This window comes from Pseudomonas putida, assembly GCF_001636055.1.
GTDB lineage: Bacteria > Pseudomonadota > Gammaproteobacteria > Pseudomonadales > Pseudomonadaceae > Aquipseudomonas > Aquipseudomonas machongensis.
In genome coordinates this window covers 878,949-897,853 of the sequence record NZ_CP011789.1, presented here as the reverse complement: position 1 = coordinate 897,853, position 18,905 = coordinate 878,949, and the positions used below count along the sequence as shown (strand labels likewise).

Annotated in this window: 12 protein-coding genes; 6 read left to right on the top strand and 6 right to left on the bottom strand. The window is 62.9% G+C overall.

The genetic code is table 11. The features are described from left to right. Positions 1-67: 67 nt before the first annotated feature. Positions 68-3,001, bottom strand: a complete 2,934-nt coding sequence (gene glnE, locus AB688_RS03965) for a bifunctional [glutamate--ammonia ligase]-adenylyl-L-tyrosine phosphorylase/[glutamate--ammonia-ligase] adenylyltransferase (RefSeq protein WP_063542308.1) — start codon at positions 2,999-3,001, stop codon at positions 68-70. Positions 3,002-3,385: 384 nt separating this feature from the next. On the opposite strand from glnE, the gene aceE reads away from it, so the two are divergent. From aceE to AB688_RS03940, 5 genes are all read left to right on the top strand, one after another. Next, entirely contained in the window at positions 3,386-6,031 is a 2,646-nt protein-coding gene (aceE, locus tag AB688_RS03960; protein ID WP_054892164.1) for a pyruvate dehydrogenase (acetyl-transferring), homodimeric type, read from the top strand. 12 nt (positions 6,032-6,043) lie between these two features. Beyond that, positions 6,044-7,699: a dihydrolipoyllysine-residue acetyltransferase gene (gene aceF / locus AB688_RS03955; RefSeq protein WP_063542306.1), complete on the top strand. Its 1,656-nt coding sequence runs from the start codon at positions 6,044-6,046 to the stop codon at positions 7,697-7,699. 284 nt (positions 7,700-7,983) lie between these two features. Beyond that, positions 7,984-10,677 carry a putative bifunctional diguanylate cyclase/phosphodiesterase gene (locus AB688_RS03950; RefSeq protein WP_063542304.1) on the top strand — a complete coding sequence of 898 codons (2,694 nt, stop codon included), beginning with the start codon at positions 7,984-7,986 and terminating at the stop codon, positions 10,675-10,677. 153 nt (positions 10,678-10,830) lie between these two features. Next, positions 10,831-11,499: a peptide-methionine (S)-S-oxide reductase MsrA gene (gene msrA, locus AB688_RS03945; RefSeq protein ID WP_063542302.1), complete on the top strand. Its 669-nt coding sequence runs from the start codon at positions 10,831-10,833 to the stop codon at positions 11,497-11,499. Positions 11,500-11,506: 7 nt separating this feature from the next. Next, a complete protein-coding gene (locus AB688_RS03940) occupies positions 11,507-12,121 on the top strand; it encodes a glutathione S-transferase (RefSeq protein ID WP_063546614.1) in 615 nt (204 codons plus the stop codon). 141 nt (positions 12,122-12,262) lie between these two features. Here the strand turns inward: AB688_RS03940 and creD are convergent, their stop codons facing one another. The 4 genes from creD to AB688_RS03920 form a co-directional block, all read right to left on the bottom strand. Then, entirely contained in the window at positions 12,263-13,591 is a 1,329-nt protein-coding gene (gene creD / locus AB688_RS03935) for a cell envelope integrity protein CreD (RefSeq protein WP_063542300.1), read from the bottom strand. A gap of 106 nt (positions 13,592-13,697) precedes the next feature. Beyond that, positions 13,698-15,131 carry a two-component system sensor histidine kinase CreC gene (creC, locus tag AB688_RS03930; protein WP_063542298.1) on the bottom strand — a complete coding sequence of 478 codons (1,434 nt, stop codon included), beginning with the start codon at positions 15,129-15,131 and terminating at the stop codon, positions 13,698-13,700. Further along, the gene (gene creB, locus AB688_RS03925; protein WP_063542296.1) at positions 15,131-15,811 is read right to left on the bottom strand and encodes a two-component system response regulator CreB; all 681 of its coding nucleotides are present in this window, start codon (positions 15,809-15,811) and stop codon (positions 15,131-15,133) included. Before creB ends, creC begins: the two co-directional genes overlap by 1 nt. 133 nt (positions 15,812-15,944) lie before the next feature. After that, a complete protein-coding gene (locus tag AB688_RS03920; RefSeq protein ID WP_054892157.1) occupies positions 15,945-16,448 on the bottom strand; it encodes an ATP-dependent zinc protease in 504 nt (167 codons plus the stop codon). Between the two features lie 194 nt (positions 16,449-16,642). On the opposite strand from AB688_RS03920, the gene AB688_RS03915 reads away from it, so the two are divergent. Then, on the top strand, positions 16,643-17,530 hold the full coding sequence (locus AB688_RS03915; protein WP_063542294.1) for an acyltransferase: 888 nt from the start codon (positions 16,643-16,645) through the stop codon (positions 17,528-17,530). A 72-nt stretch (positions 17,531-17,602) separates the two neighbouring features. Here AB688_RS03915 and AB688_RS26710 read toward each other — a convergent pair whose 3' ends face one another. Beyond that, entirely contained in the window at positions 17,603-18,880 is a 1,278-nt protein-coding gene (locus tag AB688_RS26710; RefSeq protein ID WP_155738183.1) for a hypothetical protein, read from the bottom strand. Positions 18,881-18,905 lie beyond the last annotated feature (25 nt).

The following is an 18,905-nucleotide window of genomic DNA, read 5'->3' as shown; positions in this document are numbered from 1 at the left end:
ACAGACCTTGAGTGCTGTGGTGTACCTGTGGGATCGGGCTTGCCAGCGAATGAAGCCAGCACGATAGTCAGCTCAAACCCAGCTCACCCCAGATCCGCCGCACCTCGCGGCGCTCATCGACAAGCTGCCCGGCATCGATCACCCCGGCCTGTTTCTGCAGTGCCTGGCGGTGGGAGGCGGAGCGGAAGGTCTTGTACACCTCGCGCAACAAAATCGCGTCTTCGGCGGGCATCAACCCGGCCTGCTCCAACTCTTCGAGGATGCGAATGTTATCGGTCCAGCGCAGCAGGGCCGGATGGTCGTGGGACCAGGCCAAAGCGGCGTATTGCACCATAAATTCGATATCCACGATACCACCGGCATCCTGCTTGACATCGAACGGCTGGCCGGGCTCGAAGGCGTTGTCGGCGGTACCGGCAACGGTGCTCTTGCTGCCCAGGCTGGCGCGCATCTTGGCGCGCATCTCGCTGACCTCCTGACGCAGCGCGTCGAGATCGCGGGCCTTGCCCAGCACGCCGGCACGTACCGCTTCGAAGGCACTGCCGACCTGCTTGCAGCCCACCAGCACACGCGCCCGCACCAGGGCCTGGTGTTCCCAGGTCCAGGCCTCGTTCTGCTGGTAGCGCTCGAAGGCCCCGAGCGAGCTGACCAACAGCCCCGACGCACCGGAGGGGCGCAGGCGCATGTCCACATCATAGAGCTGGCCGGAGTTGGTCTGGGTAGTCAGCAGGTGGATGATGCGCTGGCCCAGGCGGGTGAAGAACTGCGCGCCGTCGATGGGCTTGGCGCCATCGGTCTCGGCGTTCGGGTCGCCGTCGTGGATGAATACGAGGTCCAGGTCCGAGCCATGTCCCAGTTCGATGCCGCCGACCTTGCCGTAGCCGACGATGATGAAACTTGGGTCGCACAGGGTGCCATCACTGCGCTTGGGCTGACCATGACGGGACACGGTCTGACGCCAGGCCAAGGCCAGCACCTGGTCGAGGATGGCCTCGGCCAGCCAGGTCAGGTAGTCGCTGACCTTCATCAAGGGCAGGTTGCCGCTGATTTCAGATGCCGCCACCCGCAAGCTGTGGGCCAGCTTGAAGTGACGCAGGGCCTCCATCTGCTGCTCCAGGTCGTCCTCGGGAATGCGCGTCAATCTCTCGCGCAGCTCCGACGCCAGCTCAGGCGCCAGCGGCGGGCTGAACAGGCGGCCTTCGTTGAGCAGTTCGTCGAGCAGCAGCGGGAAGCGCGTGATCTGCTCGGCGATCCAGGGGCTGGCGGCGCACAGGGTCAACAGACGGCGCAAGGCGCCTGGGTTTTCGGTCAGCAGCACCAGGTAAGCCGAACGCCGAGCCACCGCTTCCACCAAGGGGAGCACTCGCTCCAGCACCAAGTCAGGGTTCTGGTGCTCCACGGTCTGCGCCAGCAGGCGTGGAATGAAGGCGTCCAGACGCTCGCGGCCAATGCGCTGCATCGAACGCAGCGACGGGCTGGCACGCAAGGAGGCCAAACGACGCAGGGCCTCGCCCGACTGCTTGAACCCGGCCTCTTCCAGTTGGCGACCGGCGGCCTCCTCGTCCTGCGCCTGCTCCCACAGCGGCGACCACTCGCCGCCCACTACCAGCTCGCCCTCGGCTTCCTCTTCATCTGGATCGGCGATCACCTGGCGGAAGTGCCAGTCGACCCGGCCACGCCACTGCATCAGTTGGTCGTGGAACGCCTGCCAGTCGGCAAAGCCAAGGATGTAGGCGACCCGTTCGCGGTCGAGCTCCGAGTCCGGCAGCATCTGGGTCTGGCGGTCGGCGATGGCTTGGATCGCGTGCTCGGTGTAACGCAGGAACTGGTACCCATCACGCAGTTCGCTTACCACTGCCGGTGGCAGGTAACCCTGCCCCTCGAGCGTTGCCAGGACCTTGAGCAGCGGCCGCTGCTGCAGGCTCAGATCGCGCCCGCCGTGGATCAGCTGGAAGGCCTGGGCGATGAACTCGACCTCGCGGATGCCGCCGGCACCGAGCTTGATGTTCTCTGCCATGCCCTTGCGCCGCACTTCCTGCTGGATCAGCTGCTTCATGGTGCGCAGCGCCTCGATGGCAGAGAAATCCAGGTAGCGCCGATAGACGAACGGTCGCAGCATCTCCTGCAACTGCGCACCGGCCACCTGGTCGCCCGCCACCACGCGGGCCTTGATCATGGCGTAGCGTTCCCAATCGCGCCCCTGATCCTGGTAGTACTGCTCCAGGGCATTGAACGAGAGCACCAACGCGCCTGCCGAGCCATAGGGGCGCAGGCGCATGTCGACGCGGAACACGAAACCGTCGACGGTCACCGGGTCCAGCGCCTTGATCAGGCGTTGCCCGAGGCGGGTGAAGAACTCCTGGTTATCCAGCGAGCGCTTGACCCCTTCGGTCTCGCCGCCTTCAGGGAAGGCGAAGATCAGGTCGATGTCCGACGACAGGTTGAGCTCCACCGCGCCCAGCTTGCCCATGCCCAGCACCACCATGTGCTGCGGCTGGCCAGTGCGGTTGCCGATCGGCGTGCCGAACTGCTGGCAATGGCGCGGGTACAGCCATTGATAGGCTTCGTCGATCGAGGCGTCGGCTAGCTCGGACAGGTCGCGGCAGGTCTCGCCCAGTTCGGCCTGGCGGGTGATGTCGCGCCAGATGATCCGCACCTGCTGGCGATTGCGCGCACGGCGCAAGTTGCGCGCCAGCTCGTCTTCGCTCTGGGCCGCGTCTGCGGCAGCTTTTATATGGGCACGCAACTGGCCGGGGCCATAGGGGCGATCCATTTCGCCGCTGGCGAGCAGCTCGAACAGCGTTGCCGGTTCGCGCTGCGCCTGCTCGAGGACGAAATCACTGGCTGCAGCCACCTGATCGAACTGCAGGCGATGCACCGCGTTCCAACTGTCTGGATCAAGATCCGGATGCGCCGCCAGCGCCTCCTGCAGGAATTGTCGGTTACGGGCGACCAGCGGTTGCAGGGCGCCAGGCAGATCGAGCGGCAAAGGCAGGCGCATGGTCTATCCTTGATCGGCGTGAATGAGAGGGGTGAGTGCAGGCGAAAGAGGGACGGACCGCGGTTGGACTGTCATACAAAAGTTGTAAATAGCTGAAAAACTCAAATCATTGGTACGAAACATCAAGAAACCTCTTGTGCCAGTGCGATACCAACCAACAGGAACGTTTTTCTCCACAACCCGAAAGGCGGCCACAAGCCGTTTTTCTGTAGTATTACTACTCCCCCGACTGCTCAAAAGCATGAAATGCCGAAGCATTTGTAGTAAAACTACACGGCGCCGGATGACTGTCCGGCAAATCCAAGAATTCACGACGTCTGCCCAAAAGGCCAGTCGCAAACTCAGGCTTCCGATTCTGGTTGCCTTTCCGCCCTGGAGCAAGCCATGCAAGACCTCGATCCTATCGAAACCCAGGAATGGCTGGATGCCCTGGAGTCGGTCCTCGACAAAGAAGGCGAAGACCGCGCTCATTACCTGATGACCCGCATGGGCGAGCTGGCCACCCGCAGTGGTTCCCAGCTGCCTTACGCGATCACCACGCCATACCGCAACACCATCCCTGTCACCCACGAAGCACGCATGCCTGGCGACCTGTTCATGGAACGCCGCATTCGCTCGATGGTGCGTTGGAACGCCTTGGCCATGGTCATGCGCACCAACCTGAAGGACTCGGACCTGGGCGGACACATCTCGAGCTTCGCCTCCAGCGCCACCCTCTACGACATCGGCTTCAACTACTTCTTCCAGGCCCCGACCGAAGAACACGGCGGCGACCTGATCTTCTTCCAGGGCCACGCTTCGCCAGGCGTCTACGCCCGCGCCTTCATGGAAGGCCGCATCAGCGAAGAGCAGATGAACAACTTCCGCCAGGAAGTGGACGGCAACGGCCTGTCTTCGTACCCGCACCCATGGCTGATGCCTGACTTCTGGCAGTTCCCGACCGTTTCGATGGGTCTGGGTCCGATCCAGGCGATCTACCAGGCACGCTTCATGAAGTACCTGGAAGCCCGCGGCTTCATCCCGGCCGGCAAGCAGAAGGTCTGGTGCTTCATGGGCGACGGCGAGTGCGACGAGCCGGAATCCCTGGGCGCGATCGCCCTGGCCGGCCGCGAGAAGCTGGACAACCTGATCTTCGTCATCAACTGCAACCTGCAGCGCCTCGACGGCCCGGTTCGCGGCAACGGCAAGATCATCCAGGAACTCGAAGGCGTGTTCCGTGGCGGTGGCTGGAACGTCAACAAGGTCGTCTGGGGCCGCTTCTGGGACCCACTGCTGGCCAAGGACACCAACGGTGCCCTGCAGCGCCGCATGGACGAAGTCATCGACGGCGAGTACCAGAACTACAAGGCCAAGGACGGCGCGTACGTCCGCGAGAACTTCTTCAACACCCCAGAGCTCAAGGCCATGGTCGAAGACCTGTCCGACGACGAGATCTGGAAGCTCAACCGTGGCGGCCACGACCCGTACAAGGTCTACGCGGCGTACCACCAGGCTGTGAACCACAAAGAGCAGCCGACCGTCATCCTGGCCAAGACCATCAAGGGTTACGGTACCGGTGCTGGCGAAGCCAAGAACACCGCGCACAACACCAAGAAAGTCGACGTCGACAGCCTGCGTCACTTCCGCGACCGCTTCGACATTCCGGTCAAGGACGCCGACCTCGAGAACCTGCCGTTCTTCAAGCCTGAAGAAGGTTCCGCCGAAGCCAAGTACCTGGCCGAGCGTCGCGCCGCACTGGGTGGCTTCGTGCCACAACGCCGCGCCAAGAGCTTCAGCGTTCCGACCCCGCCACTGGAGACGCTCAAAGCGATCCTCGACGGCTCGGGCGACCGCGAAATCTCCACCACCATGGCCTTCGTGCGCATCCTGGCGCAACTGGTCAAGGACAAGGAAATCGGCCAGCGCATCGTCCCGATCATCCCGGACGAAGCCCGTACCTTCGGTATGGAAGGCATGTTCCGCCAGCTGGGCATCTACTCGTCGGTCGGCCAGCTCTACGAGCCAGTCGATAAAGACCAGGTGATGTTCTACCGCGAGGACAAGAAGGGCCAGATCCTCGAAGAAGGCATCAACGAAGCCGGCGCCATGTCGTCCTTCATCGCTGCCGGTACTTCGTACAGCTGCCACAACCAGCCGATGCTGCCGTTCTACATCTTCTACTCGATGTTCGGCTTCCAGCGTATCGGTGACCTCGCCTGGGCCGCTGGCGACAGCCGCACCCGTGGCTTCCTGATCGGCGGTACCGCCGGCCGTACCACGCTGAACGGCGAAGGCCTGCAGCACGAAGACGGTCACAGCCACATGATGGCGGGCACCATCCCGAACTGCCGCACCTACGATCCGACCTACGGCTACGAGCTGGCGGTGATCATCCAGGACGGCATGAAGAAGATGACCGAAGAGCAACAGGACATCTTCTACTACATCACCGTGATGAACGAATCCTACCAGCAGCCTGCCATCCCGGCCGGTGCCGAGGAAGGCATCATCAAGGGCATGTACCTGCTGGAAGAAGACACCCGCGAAGCGGCGCACCACGTTCAGCTGATGGGCTCCGGCACCATCCTGCGTGAAGTCCGCGAAGCGGCGAAGATCCTGCGTGAAGAGTTCAACATCGGTGCCGATGTGTGGAGCGTCACCAGCTTCAACGAACTGCGTCGCGACGGCCTGGCCGTGGAACGCGCCAACCGCCTCAAGCCTGGCCAGAAGCCACAGCAGACCTACGTCGAGCAGTGCCTGAGCGGTCGCAAGGGTCCGGTCATCGCCTCCACCGACTACATGAAGCTGTTCGCCGAGCAGATTCGCCAGTGGGTACCAAGCAAAGAGTTCAAGGTCCTGGGTACCGATGGCTACGGTCGCAGCGACAGCCGCAAGAAGCTGCGTCACTTCTTCGAAGTCGACCGTCACTTCGTGGTGCTGGCTGCCCTGGAAGCCCTGGCTGACCGTGGCGAGATCGAACCGAAGGTTGTCGCTGACGCCATCGTCAAGTTCGGCATCGACCCGGACAAGCGCAACCCACTGGACTGCTGAGGAGTAACTTAAGTGAGCGAACTCATTCGCGTACCTGACATCGGCAGCGGTGAAGGTGAAATCATCGAACTGTTCGTCAAGGTCGGCGACCGCATCGAAGCGGACCAGAGCCTGCTGACCCTGGAGTCGGACAAGGCCTCCATGGAGATCCCGGCCCCCAAGGCCGGCGTCATCAAGGAGCTGAAGGTCAAGCTGGGCGATCGCCTGAAAGAAGGCGACGAACTGCTGGTCCTGGAAGCCGAGGGCGCCGCTGCGGCGCCTGAGGCTCCGGCCGCCGCTCCGGCTGCTGACGCCCCTGCGGCCGCAGCACCCGCCGCTGAAGCCGCCCCTGCTCCTGCGCCTGCCGCAGCACCGGCTGCCGCCAGCGTGCAGGACATCCACGTGCCGGATATCGGTTCGTCGGGCAAGGCCAAGATCATCGAAGTGCTGGTCAAGGTCGGCGACACCGTCGAAGCCGACCAGTCGCTGATCACCCTGGAATCCGACAAGGCTTCCATGGAAATCCCATCGCCTGCCGCTGGCGTGGTCGAGGAAGTCCTGTGCAAGCTGGAAGATGAAGTCGGCACTGGCGACCTGATCTTCAAGCTGAAAGTCGCGGGCGCAGCTCCGGCTGCCGCTCCGGCACCTGCTGCTGCCCCCGAAGCCGCCAAGGCCGAAGCTGCTCCGGCCGCCGCACCCGCCGCTGCCGCCGCTGCCGCCCCAGCTGCTGCCCCTGCACCGGTTGCTACCGCACCGGCTGCTGGCAGCAACGCCAAGGTTCACGCAGGCCCTGCCGTTCGTCAGCTGGCGCGTGAATTCGGTGTCGACCTGGGCGCTGTTGCCGCCACTGGCCCGCACGGCCGCATCCTGAAAGAAGACGTGCAGGTCTACGTCAAGGCGATGATGCAGAAGGCCAAGGAAGCTCCGGCAGCCGCCGGTGCGACCGGTGGTGCCGGCATCCCGCCGATCCCGGCCGTGGACTTCAGCAAGTTCGGTGAAGTCGAGGAAGTCGCCCTGACACGCCTGATGCAGGTCGGTGCTGCCAACCTGCACCGCAGCTGGCTGAACGTACCGCACGTGACCCAGTTCGATTCCGCCGACATCACCGAGCTGGAAGCCTTCCGCGTTGCGCAGAAGGCCGTGGCGGAGAAGGCCGGCGTCAAGCTGACCGTTCTGCCGCTGCTGCTCAAGGCCTGTGCCCACCTGCTCAAGGAGCTGCCGGACTTCAACAGTTCGCTGGCGCCGAGCGGCAAGGCCATCATCCGCAAGAAGTACGTCAACGTCGGCTTCGCCGTGGACACCCCGGATGGCCTGCTGGTCCCTGTGATCAAGAACGTCGACCAGAAGAGCCTGCTGCAACTGGCTGGCGAAGCAGCTGCGCTGGCTGAAAAAGCCCGCACCAAGAAGCTGTCGGCCGACGACATGCAGGGTGCCTGCTTCACCATCTCCAGCCTCGGTCACATTGGCGGCACCGGCTTCACGCCGATCGTCAACGCGCCGGAAGTGGCGATCCTCGGTGTTTCCAAGGCGACCATCCAGCCAGTCTGGGACGGCAAGGCCTTCCAGCCGAAGCTGATGCTGCCGCTGTCGCTGTCCTACGATCACCGTGTGATCAACGGCGCTGCCGCTGCGCGCTTCACCAAGCGCCTGGGCGACCTGCTGACGGACATCCGCACGCTGCTGCTGTAATGCTGCACCCCGCCTCCCCCAACCGGGGAGGCGGTACCGATTTCGAGCTGCCACGCTCGTACCTCAACCCCGCCCCTGGCGGGGCTTTTTTTGCCTGGAAACACCCTCCCCATGAAGGGCCGCGAGGCGCACAAGCTTCAGATTTCCCACGCCCAGCCGACAACCTGCATACGCTGCCCCATATGGCCGCTTGCCAGCCCACGGGACATGATGCACCCTTGCTCAACGCACCGCCGCTTACCTGCGGCATACCGCGCCAAACGCCTTGTTCAAGCGAGTCTTCGATGAAAAGCCAACCCGATGCCGCCAGCCGTGTGGCGGCCGAGGTCGTGACGCAGTTACCCGTGCCCTCGCGGCTCGGGATGCTGCGTTTCGAGCGGCTGAACGAAGCCAGTTGGGCGATGCTCTACCTCGACCCTGGCTGCGATCGCCAGTTCGGCCTGCCCGCGGCCGAGCTCTGCGCCCTGATCGGCTCGCCCTATGCCAGCCTCATGGAGCCTGAAGCGCGCTACAAGCTGCATGACGAGATCCAACTGCAACTGGCGCGGCGCAACCACTACCGCGTGCGCTATACCCTGCACGCGGGCTCCGGGCCCCTGCGCTTGCTGGAAGTCGGCGAGGCCTACAAGCAGCACAATCGCCAGCTGCTGCGCGGCTACCTCACGGTGCTGGACGACCAGGCCGAGGAAACCCCAGGCCAGGACGCAAACGATCTCGAGTCACGCAACAGCCGCCTGCAGCTGGCCCTGCAACTCAACCAGCGCGCCCAGCAGGAGCAACTCGAACACCTGGAGCGGGTGCGTGCCCAGCAGGACCTGATCCTGCGCCTGGCACGCCAGCGCTACAGCGCCAGCAACTCCTTGCTCGAAGCGGCCGAACTGATCACCCGTAGCGCCTGCGAAATCTACAAACTCGACTGCGCCAGCATCTGGTACCTCAACGAGCAACGCCTGGAACCGATCACCGCCTGGTTCCAGCACGAGCAGGCCCACCGCCTGCCGCAGCCGATCGACGCCAGCCACTACCCGGATTACCTCGACGCCCTGCACGCCAGCCGCGCCATCGACGCCCACAACGCCAGCCATGACCCACGCACCCGGGACATGGTCCAGGGCCTGCTCAACACCGCCGACAATGCCATGCTCGATGCCAGTATCCGCGTCGACGGCCAGGTAGTCGGCGTGCTCTGTCTGGAGCAGACCGGCCAGCCGCGGGCCTGGCAGTCCGACGAAATCGCCTTTGCCGGTGAGCTGGCCGACCAGTTCGCCCAGGTCATCACCAACCACAACCGCCGCACCGCCACCAGCGCCCTGCACCTGTTCCAGCGCGCGGTAGAGCAAAGCGCCAGCGCCTTCCTGCTGGTCAACCGCGACGGGGTGGTGGAGTACGTCAACCCAAGCTTCACCGCCATTACCCAGTACAGCACCGACGAAGTGCAGGGCCACCACCTGGCCGAGCTGCCGGCACTGGAAAACCTCAGCCAGATCCTGTTCGACTCACCGTCGAGCCTGGCCATGGGCAACAGCTGGCAAGGTGAATTCAAGAGCCGGCGCAAGAGCCTGGAGCCCTACTGGGGCCAGTTATCGATTTCCAAGGTGTATGGCGACAACCGCGAGCTGACCCACTACATCGGCATCTACGAAGACGTCACCCAGAGCAAGCTTGCCCAGCAACGCATCGAGCGCCTGGCCTACACCGACAACCTCACCAGCTTGGGCAACCGCCCGGCGTTCATCCGCAGCCTCGACGAACGCTTCGCTCGCGACGGCGACAGCCCGATCTGCCTGCTGCTGGTCGACATCGATAACTTCAAGCGGATCAACGACAGCCTCGGCCACCAGACCGGCGACAAGCTGCTGATCAGCCTGGCCCGCCGTCTGCGCAACAGCCTCAGCAGCGGTGGCAGCCTGGCGCGCTTTGCCAGCAACGAGTTCGCCGTGCTGCTGGACGACACCAGCCTCGAAGACGGCCAGAACATCGCCCAGCAGTTGCTGCGCACCCTCGACAAACCCATGTTCGTCGACAACCAGCTGATCAACGTCACCGCCTCCGTGGGCCTGGCCTGCGCGCCCCTGCACGGCGCCGACCCGCAGACCCTGATGAAGAACGCAGGCCTGGCCCTGCACAAGGCCAAGGCCAACGGCAAGCATCAGGTCCAGGTGTTCACCGAAGTGCTCAACGCCGAGGCCAGCTACAAGCTGTTCGTCGAGAACAACCTGCGCCGGGCCCTGACCCAGAACGAGCTGGAGGTCTTCTACCAGCCCAAGCTGTGCCTGCGCAGTGGTCGCCTGCTGGGCCTGGAGGCGCTGCTGCGCTGGAACCACCCCGAGCGCGGCATGATCCGCCCCGACCAGTTCATCAGCGTGGCCGAGGAGACCGGCCTGATCATCCCCATCGGCAAATGGGTGGTGCGCCAGTCGTGCCGCATGAGCCAGGAATTGCGCGAGGCCGGCATGGGCAACCTGCATGTGGCGATCAACCTGTCGCCCAAGCAGTTTTCCGACCCCGAGCTGGTTAGCTCGATTGGCGCCATTCTCAAGGAAGAAGCGCTACCCCCGCACCTGCTGGAGCTGGAGCTGACCGAGGGCCTGCTGCTTGAAGCCACCGAAGACACCCGGCGCCAGCTCGACGAGCTCAAGCAGCTGGGTCTGACCCTGGCCATGGATGACTTCGGTACCGGCTATTCATCGCTGAGCTACCTGAAGAAGTTTCCCATCGACATCATCAAGATCGATCGCAGCTTCATCAGCGAGATCCCCGCCAACCAGGACGACATGGAGATCACCTCGGCGGTGGTGGCCATGGCCCACAACCTCAAGCTCAAGGTGGTCGCCGAAGGCATCGAGACCTCCGAACAACTGGCATTCCTGCGTCGCCACCGCTGTGACGTCGGCCAGGGCTATCTGTTCGACCGGCCGATCCCCGGGCGCGAGCTGGTCGACAAGCTCAGGCGCTACCCGCGCGGGCCGGTGGCCTGACAGGCGCGCAAACCTCGGGCACTATAGGGGCCATGTGGGCCTCTTCGCGGGCAAGCCCGCTCCTACAATGGCAGGCTGCAATGCAACCCTGCAGGAGCGGGCTTGCCCGCGAACAAGCCACAACCGCTCCCACTGTCAGACAGAGGAACAATCATGGTCCTGCGCTCGGAAATCCTCGTGAACAAAAACGTCATGCCCACTGCCGAACAGGCCCTGCCCGGCCGCGAAACTCCCATGCCCCTGCCCGAATTCCACTATGTGTTCGAAGGCACCCCCCTGCTCGGCCCATTCTTCGAGGGCAGCATCGACTTCGCCATCTTCGGCCTGGGCTGCTTCTGGGGCGCCGAACGACGCTTCTGGCAGCGTGAAGGCGTGGTCAGCACCGTGGTCGGCTACGCCGGCGGTTTCACCCCGAACCCGACCTACGAAGAGGTCTGCTCGGGGCTGACCGGCCACACCGAGGTGGTACTGGTGGTGTTCGACAAGGACAAGGTCAGCTACCGCGAACTGCTGGCGATGTTCTGGGAACTGCACAACCCGACCCAGGGTATGCGCCAGGGCAACGACATCGGCACCCAGTACCGCTCGGCCATCTATTGCACCTCGCCCGAGCAACTGGAGCAGGCCAAGGCCAGCCGCGATGCTTTCCAGGCCGAGCTGAACAAGGCCGGTTTCGGCGAGATCACCACCGAGATCGACCAGGCGCCGACCGTGTACTTCGCCGAGGCCTACCACCAGCAGTACCTGGCCAAGAACCCCGAAGGCTACTGCGGCATCGGTGGCACTGGCGTGTGCCTGCCGCCCAGCCTGCAGGGTAATTGACATGGGTATGGTGCTGTTCCATGCGCCGCTGTCGCCTTTCGTGCGCAAGGTCTTGCTGGTGCTGCACGAGACCGGTCAGCTCGACCGCGTACGCCTGCAAACCGTCAACATCAGCCCGGTGAGCGGTGACGAGCAGCTCAACCAGGACAATCCGATCGGCAAGATCCCGGCCCTGCGCCTGGAAGACGGTAGCGTGCTGCACGACAGCCGGGTGATCTGCGAGTACCTCGACAGCCAGCACGTCGGCAACCCGCTGATCCCCCGCGAGGGCTCGGCGCGCTGGCGGCGCCTGACCCTGGCCTCCCAGGCCGATGCGATCATGGATGCGGCGGTGTCGAGCCGCTATGAAAGCTTCCTGCGTCCTGAGGACAAGCGCTGGGATGGCTGGCTGCAGGCGCAGTCACAGAAAATCCGCCGAGGCCTGGCGGATCTTGAGCAGCATCACCTGGCAGAGATCGCCTCCGGCTTCGACATCGCCGCGATCGGCGCGGCCTGCGCGCTGGGCTACCTGGACCTGCGCCAGCCGGAGTTCGGCTGGCGTGAACAACAGCCTGGGCTGGCTGAATGGTATGCCCAAGTGAGCCAGCGCGCGTCGATGCTGGCTACCGTGCCGGTCGCCTGAAACCCCTTCGCGGGCAAGCCCCTCCCACAGACATATCCCCTCTGTAGGAGCCAGCCTGCCCGTGAATGCCTTACCCCGGCCTGGCAGGAAACAACGACCCCACCCGAACCGCCAACCAGCGCCCGATCACCTTGTCCTCCCTCATGCCGCCCTCCCCACCCGCGACCAGTCCAGCCGCCGGGTCAGCACCATGAACACGCCAAGCAAGCCAAAGCACAGCAGCGAGCCCATCAACAGCGCATAGTCCTCCGCGCTCAGCAGCCCGTACAGCAGCCCATAGAGCGCCGCCAACCCCGCCGCAAAACCCACCCCGCGTACCGGGCTGTGCAGCACATGGCTCAAGTAGAAGCCGATCAGCAGCACGCAGGCCCCTGCCGACAAGCCATAGGCCAGGCCAAAACCCAGGTGTTCCGACAGTGACAGCAGCAACAGGTAGAACAGCGCCAGCGCCGCCCCCACCAGCACGTATTGCATCGGGTGCACGCTGAGGTTCTTCAACACCTCGAACAGGAAGAAGCCGGCAAAGGTCAGTGCGATGAACAGCAGCGCATACTTGATCGCACGCTCGCTCCTGAGGTACTGGTCCACCGGATCGACGAAGCTCACACCGAAGGTGCGCCCACTGAAATCCGCGCACTTGTCCGCACCGGCGCATTGGCGCAGCGCGTCTTCCAGGTTGGTGGCAAAGAACGAGGTCTGCCAGCGCGCGGTGAAACCCTGGGCATCGATCTCACGGCTGGCCGGCAAGTAGCTGCCGATGAAGCTCGGATGGGGCCAGTTGGCGTGCATCTCGACCCGGCTGCTGCGCCCCACTGGCAGCACATGGAGTTGTCCGGTGCCCTGCAACGCCAGGTCGAAGGCATAGCCGAACTCGCGGGCAGCCTGGCCATCCAGCCCAGGCAGGGTGACGTGCACTCCACCGGCCATCCAGTCCAGGCCGGTGCCTGCTTCGAACGGCAGGCGCTGATCGTCGAGGCTCAGTTCCAGGGCATTCTCGATGCCTCGGATATCGCTGATGCCCACCACCATGAACGGCTTGTCGAACCGGTAGTCTTCGTAGTCCTTGTCGACGCCCCAGCGCTCAGGCAGCTTGAAGCGGCCACTGATACGGTTCCTGGCATGGAACAACCGCGCCTGGTAAATGCCGCGGGCGCGCAGTTCGGTATCGACCTGGCTGTCGACCTCGAAGGTTTCCGGCAGGAAGTACAGGTGGCCGCTGACGGTGCTGGTTTCCTGCACACTCTTGCCGTCCTTGTCGATCCAGCGGCGCTGGTACTTGCGGTACGGCACCACCAGCAGCGGGCCGCTGATCTGCTGGTCGAAGCTCGAACTCTGGGCGATGTCCTGCAGCACACCATCGCGCACGGCCTGCCGTTCATCGATCAGGCCACCAATCATCAACAGAGGGATCAATAACAGCAGCATCAGCAGGACGATCATGCCGAGCTTGAAACTCAGGGGCTTGTTCATGGGGCTTTGGCTCCAGTTGTGATGGGCGCAGCTTGCGCCGCGCACATGGAGCCGATAGGGAGGGTTTGTGCAGATTGTGTGGAGATGACGAGGCGGACAGCAGGAATCAGCTCACGCGCCGCGCAGGCAGCCACAGCCTGACCCGCACCCCGCCCTCGACGTTATCCACCGCCAGCGCTCCGCCATGCAGTTGCATCACTTCCTCGACAAAGTTGAGCCCAAGCCCGGTGCTCTTGCGCCCGGTGCCTGGCCGCGGCAGGGAATAGAAGCGCTCGCTGACCCGCTCGATGGCGTAATCCGGAATCGCCTCCCCCTGGTTGAACAGGCTCAACGCGACCCTATCGCCTTCGTGCATCAGCTCGAACGACAAGGCGCCGCCTGCCGGCGTGAAGTCGAGCGCGTTGTCCACCAGGTTTGCCAGCGCCTGACGCAGCAAGAAGGGGTCGCACAGCAACAACACCCCGCCCGTCACCTGTTGCCTGATCTGCAACCCGGCACTGTCGATCCGCGCCGCATACCCGTGCAGCAACTCGTCGACCAGCGCAGCGAGCGGCACCTGCTGCTCGTCTTCCAGCGCCTGCATCTGCTCGACCCGCGCCAGGTTGAGCAAGCGCTCGATCATCTGCTGTAAACGCTCGCTCTCGCGCTCGATATTGCTGGCAAAACGCGCCCGCTGCTCATCCGGCATCGGCCCCTGCAACAGCTCGGAAGCCCCACGAATCGCCGCCAGCGGGCTTTTCAGCTCATGGGTGAGGGTATGCACATAGCGCTCGACATACGCCTTGCCCTCCAACTGGGTGCGCATGCGCTCCACCGCCGTGGCCAGTTGCAGCAGTTCACCGCCCTTGTAGTGCGGCAGCGCCGCGCGCTCGCCCTCACTTACCGCCTGGGCGTAACGGGTGAGGCGGCGCAACGACCGCGCCAGCCACCAGGACAGCGCAGCGCCCACCAACAGCCCGAGCACGATCAACCCCAGGCCTAGCGTCAGCAAACGTTGCTCGGAACGGTCGATATAGGGCTGTAGCGAACTGTTGGGCTTGGCCACCGTCACCACACCGATGACCTGGCCGTTATCCATGATCGGTGCCGCCACATGCATCACCGAGGTGCTTTCGTCGTCCGGGTCGCTGCGGGTCGAACGCGCGCCATATTGGCCTCGCAGGGTCAGGTAGACGTCGTTCCAGCGCGAGTAATCCTTGCCCAGGGCCTGGCCACTGGAGTCGAGCAGGACGATGCCCTTGGCGTCGGTGACATAGATACGGTGGCTGACCTGGTTTTTCGCCAGCCCCCAGATATCCGCACCTGGGCGGCGCTGACCGTAGGATTCGAGTACTTGAGGCAGACGACTTTGCCCAAGCGTGCCGGCCTTGACGTCATCGTGAAGGATTTCTGCCAACAGGTTGGCGGTGTCCACCAGGGTTTCCTCGGAAGACTGGCGCACCACTGGGCGAATCTGTTCGCGCACGGTATTGAGCAGGAAGTAACCCGACAACCCGACGAACAGGAAGTACACCAGAAAGATCCGGATCCCCAGGCGCATCAGGCGTGATCCGGGCTATAGCTATAGCCCAGGCCGCGATGGGTCTGGATTGGTTCGGCATCGCCAGACACCAGGCGCAACTTCGCGCGCAGGCTCTTGATGTGGCTGTCGATGGTTCGCTCGTAACCGGCATCTGAAGCCACGCCCAGCCCGTCGAGCAATTGCTCGCGGCTGAACACCCGACGGGGTTGCTTGAGCAGGCATTGCAGCAAGCGGAATTCATGGCGAGTGAGCGTCAGCGCCTGGCCACGATAGAGGATGCGCATCCCCAGCGTATCGACCTCGAACAGCTTCGCATCGACTGCCGTCTCGGCTCTGGGCGCCATGCGCTTGAGGATCGCCCGCACCCGCGCAGCCACCTCGCGCGGGCTGAACGGCTTGACCACATAGTCGTCGGCACCGATTTCCAAGCCTACGACCCGGTCGATCTCACCATCGCGGGCACTGAGGAACATCACCGGCACCTCGCTGAAGCGGCGCAGTTGGCGGCAGGTTTCGAAACCACTGATATCTGGCAGGCCGATGTCGAGGATGACCAGGTCGGCCGGGCGCTGGCGCATCTGTTCGAGCGCGGCGCTGCCCAGGGTCACCCAGGCGGTACTATGGCCGTCGGCCTGGAGGGCATAGACCAGGGTGTCGGCGATAGCGGACTCGTCTTCGACGATGAGGATGTGGGGCATGGGTGAGACTCTGAGGGGCTGGTCGTCGATTGTCTGACCGAGCCCCTTCGCGGGACAAGCCCACTCGCACAATTGCAGGCTGACGCTGCAGCTGCGGGGATCGGGCTTGCCTGCGAGAGGCCAGGCCGGACGATCAGCAGTCCGGCTTGTCCGCCGTATACCGCCGTGCCGGGTTCACCGCCGCCTTGAACTCACGCAACGCCTTGGCGCCGATCAGCAGCGGGTAGTTGAAGTTGCTGCGGTCGGTCAGGTTGACCTCCACCGTACGCTTGACGTCACCCAGGCACAGCTCCAGGTCCACCACCGGACGGCGGGCAGCCTCGGCCGGTTCGTCCTCGTCTTCCTCATCGCCTGAGCGGGCCTTGATCTTGCTGATGCGCGCCACCTTGTGTTCATAGACCTTGCCGTCGGCATCCTTGGTCGCCAGGCGGAAACGCACCCAGTCCTCGCCGTCGCGGGTGAAGGTCTCGATATCCTTGGCCGACAGCGATGCGGTCAGCGCGCCAGTATCCATCTTGGCCTTGAGGGTCTGGCCGATCTCGGGGAGCTTGATGTACTCATAGCGGCCATAGAGTGTCGGCTCGGCGGCCATCACCGGCAACGCCAGCAGCGACAGGAGGGCAAGCAGTGGTTTCACGGGAAGCATTCCTTGAGATGAGACAGTGCTTAGACTACGCGGGGAGGATAGGTTCGTTGTCACAGCCTATCCAACATAATGTGAAACATTTGTCCCTTCCATTGGGCATTGGCCGTTTGGCGTAGGACGTTACCCTGCTTATCATTGCCAACCGCAAATCTCACACAACACTTTCATACAACAAGAGTCTCCTTATGCGTCGCCTGCTGACCGGCATCCTTACAACTGTCCTGCTGCTGCTCAACACCCTCGTGTTGATCTGCCCGCTGATGGTCTTCGCCCTGCTCAAGCTGGTGCTGCCCGGCCGTGGTCGCGACTATGCCTCCTGGGCGGTGATGTGGATCGCCGAGACCTGGTCGGAAATCGACAAGGCCATCTTCGCCCTGTGCATCCCCACGCAATGGGACATCCGCGGCATCGAGACGCTGAACGCGAACACCTCCTACCTGTGCGTCAGCAACCATCAGAGCTGGGTCGACATTCCCGCACTGATCGAAAGCCTCAACCGCCGTGTGCCGTTCTTCAAGTTCTTCCTCAAGAAGGAGCTGATCTGGGTACCGCTGCTGGGCCTGGCCTGGTGGGCGCTGGACTACCCCTTCATGAAGCGCTACAGCAAGGCCTTCCTCGACAAGCACCCCGAGCTCAAGGGCAAGGACCTGGAAATCACCAAGGCCGCCTGCGAGCTGTTCAAGCGCCAGCCGGTAACGGTGGTCAACTACCTCGAAGGCACGCGCTTCACCGAAGCCAAGCGCGAACAGCAGCAATCGCCGTACCGCCACCTGCTCAAGCCCAAGGCCGGCGGCGTCGCCTTCGTGCTCGCCGCACTGGGCGAGCAACTCGACGCCCTGCTCGATGTGACCATCGTCTACCCCGGCAACAAGGCCCCAGGGTTCTGGGACCTGCTCAACGGCAGCATCAGCCGGGTCATCATCGACATCCGCGTACGCGAGCTGGACCCGGCATTATGCGAAGGCGACTACGAGAGCGATCCGGCGTTTCGCCAGACCGTGCAGGCCTGGGTCAACCAGCTGTGGGAAGACAAGGACGCCCGAATCCAAGCATTACGCGCGGAATTGACGTGAAGCGAGCGAACACTGGCATGAAACAACTTGCCGAAAAGCCAGGCGGAGGGGGCTTTTCGGCAAGCCGGACGATCAATCGTAGAAACGGATATTATCGATACGTCGTTCGAAGTCTTGGAATTCGATGTATCTTATTTTCTTTCCAGCAGGTGCACTGAAATCAAACCCAGGGAATGGAGAGTTGATCCCATGCCCTGTTCCATCCGTGTATTGGACCGAAGAGTGATTATAGGGGCGATCCCTAGAAGGATTATCCACATCCAAAACTATACGACTCGCAGGCGTAATAGGCATGATGATCAGCTCTGCGCGCAAATTATCAGTATTATTTGTCATGTGCAGAAAGCGCCCCGTAATGCCATTTGACGGAGTACCAGCGTTGCGTATTGCCAACTTACTATTACCGCCGTTGGAGGAGAAATAAAACCGCGCTTGTGGAAGTGATATTTCCGTTACCCCTTCCTGAAAAGCAACGTTCTCAAAATCGATAAATCTCGACGAGCCACCGCCACCTACGACTTGATCGCTCTCACGATAGACAAAAGCCGCTTTTTCGCTCACATTCGACGGCAACGTGAGCTGAATAACAGGCACTGTTTGCTGATAGCTCTGGAAATAACGCCGTTGGTCATCTTGTGCACTCACCAGACCGTTGCTGCCTGCAAGGTAGAAGAACGATTGGATAGGCAACTTCGCCCCGCTCCCCGTCGCCCAGGTTGCGACACGCAACTCATCGTTGGCCGTTCGATAGAAGCCCGTGAGCAGATTTTTCGCAACTATCGTCTGATTGAAACGATCGGCCGTGTTGGCTTGCCCCTGACGCCGATCCCAGCCACATTGAGCTTTATGCTTATCAGAGACAGAGTTGAAATGGGACAGCCACTGCGCCGCCGCATTGATCCCCTGCTCATTGCAAGGCTTGCTCTGAGCAGGGTACTCGGGTGATATCCCGCACCCCTGTTGTTGACGATTGTCCGTCCAGCCGTCGAACGGAAAAGAACACAGCACCTGGACAGCTGTCTTGGACGCTGGCACTTCCTGCGCTGGATATAATATATAACCGTTATTGTAGTTGAGCGGCAATGTAGAGAAATTCATATCCGCCCTGATCCACGCAAACGACACGCCACCACTGGTAATTGAGGGAGGGCTGGGATCCCAGGGTAAATAGCTCTGCCGGCTCAACGTTCCGCGAAGCATGATGCCCGAACATAAATAGGCTGGTAGCGCCGCGCCACCGCAATTCTGACGCACTTGGTTATACCAGCCCGTCAATTGCGCCGCAGCGTCTGCACCTTTGACGCCTACATCCTGTGCTGCTGGGGCTTGCGCTGGAGTTTGAGTGATCATAGTTCCCGAAGGCTGCGCGTCCGGA

Excerpts from the sequence above, each read along its gene's own strand:
- creB (WP_063542296.1), bottom strand. The coding sequence starts at position 15,811 with ATGCCCCACATCCTCATCGTCGAAGACGAGTCCGCTATCGCCGACACC.
- glnE (WP_063542308.1), bottom strand. The coding sequence starts at position 3,001 with ATGCGCCTGCCTTTGCCGCTCGATCTGCCTGGCGCCCTGCAACCGCTG.
- aceE (WP_054892164.1), top strand. The coding sequence starts at position 3,386 with ATGCAAGACCTCGATCCTATCGAAACCCAGGAATGGCTGGATGCCCTG.
- creC (WP_063542298.1), bottom strand. The coding sequence starts at position 15,131 with ATGCGCCTGGGGATCCGGATCTTTCTGGTGTACTTCCTGTTCGTCGGG.
- msrA (WP_063542302.1), top strand. The coding sequence starts at position 10,831 with ATGGTCCTGCGCTCGGAAATCCTCGTGAACAAAAACGTCATGCCCACT.
- AB688_RS03915 (WP_063542294.1), top strand. The coding sequence starts at position 16,643 with ATGCGTCGCCTGCTGACCGGCATCCTTACAACTGTCCTGCTGCTGCTC.
- AB688_RS03950 (WP_063542304.1), top strand. The coding sequence starts at position 7,984 with ATGAAAAGCCAACCCGATGCCGCCAGCCGTGTGGCGGCCGAGGTCGTG.
- creD (WP_063542300.1), bottom strand. The coding sequence starts at position 13,591 with ATGAACAAGCCCCTGAGTTTCAAGCTCGGCATGATCGTCCTGCTGATG.
- AB688_RS03940 (WP_063546614.1), top strand. The coding sequence starts at position 11,507 with ATGGTGCTGTTCCATGCGCCGCTGTCGCCTTTCGTGCGCAAGGTCTTG.
- AB688_RS26710 (WP_155738183.1), bottom strand. The coding sequence starts at position 18,880 with ATGATCACTCAAACTCCAGCGCAAGCCCCAGCAGCACAGGATGTAGGC.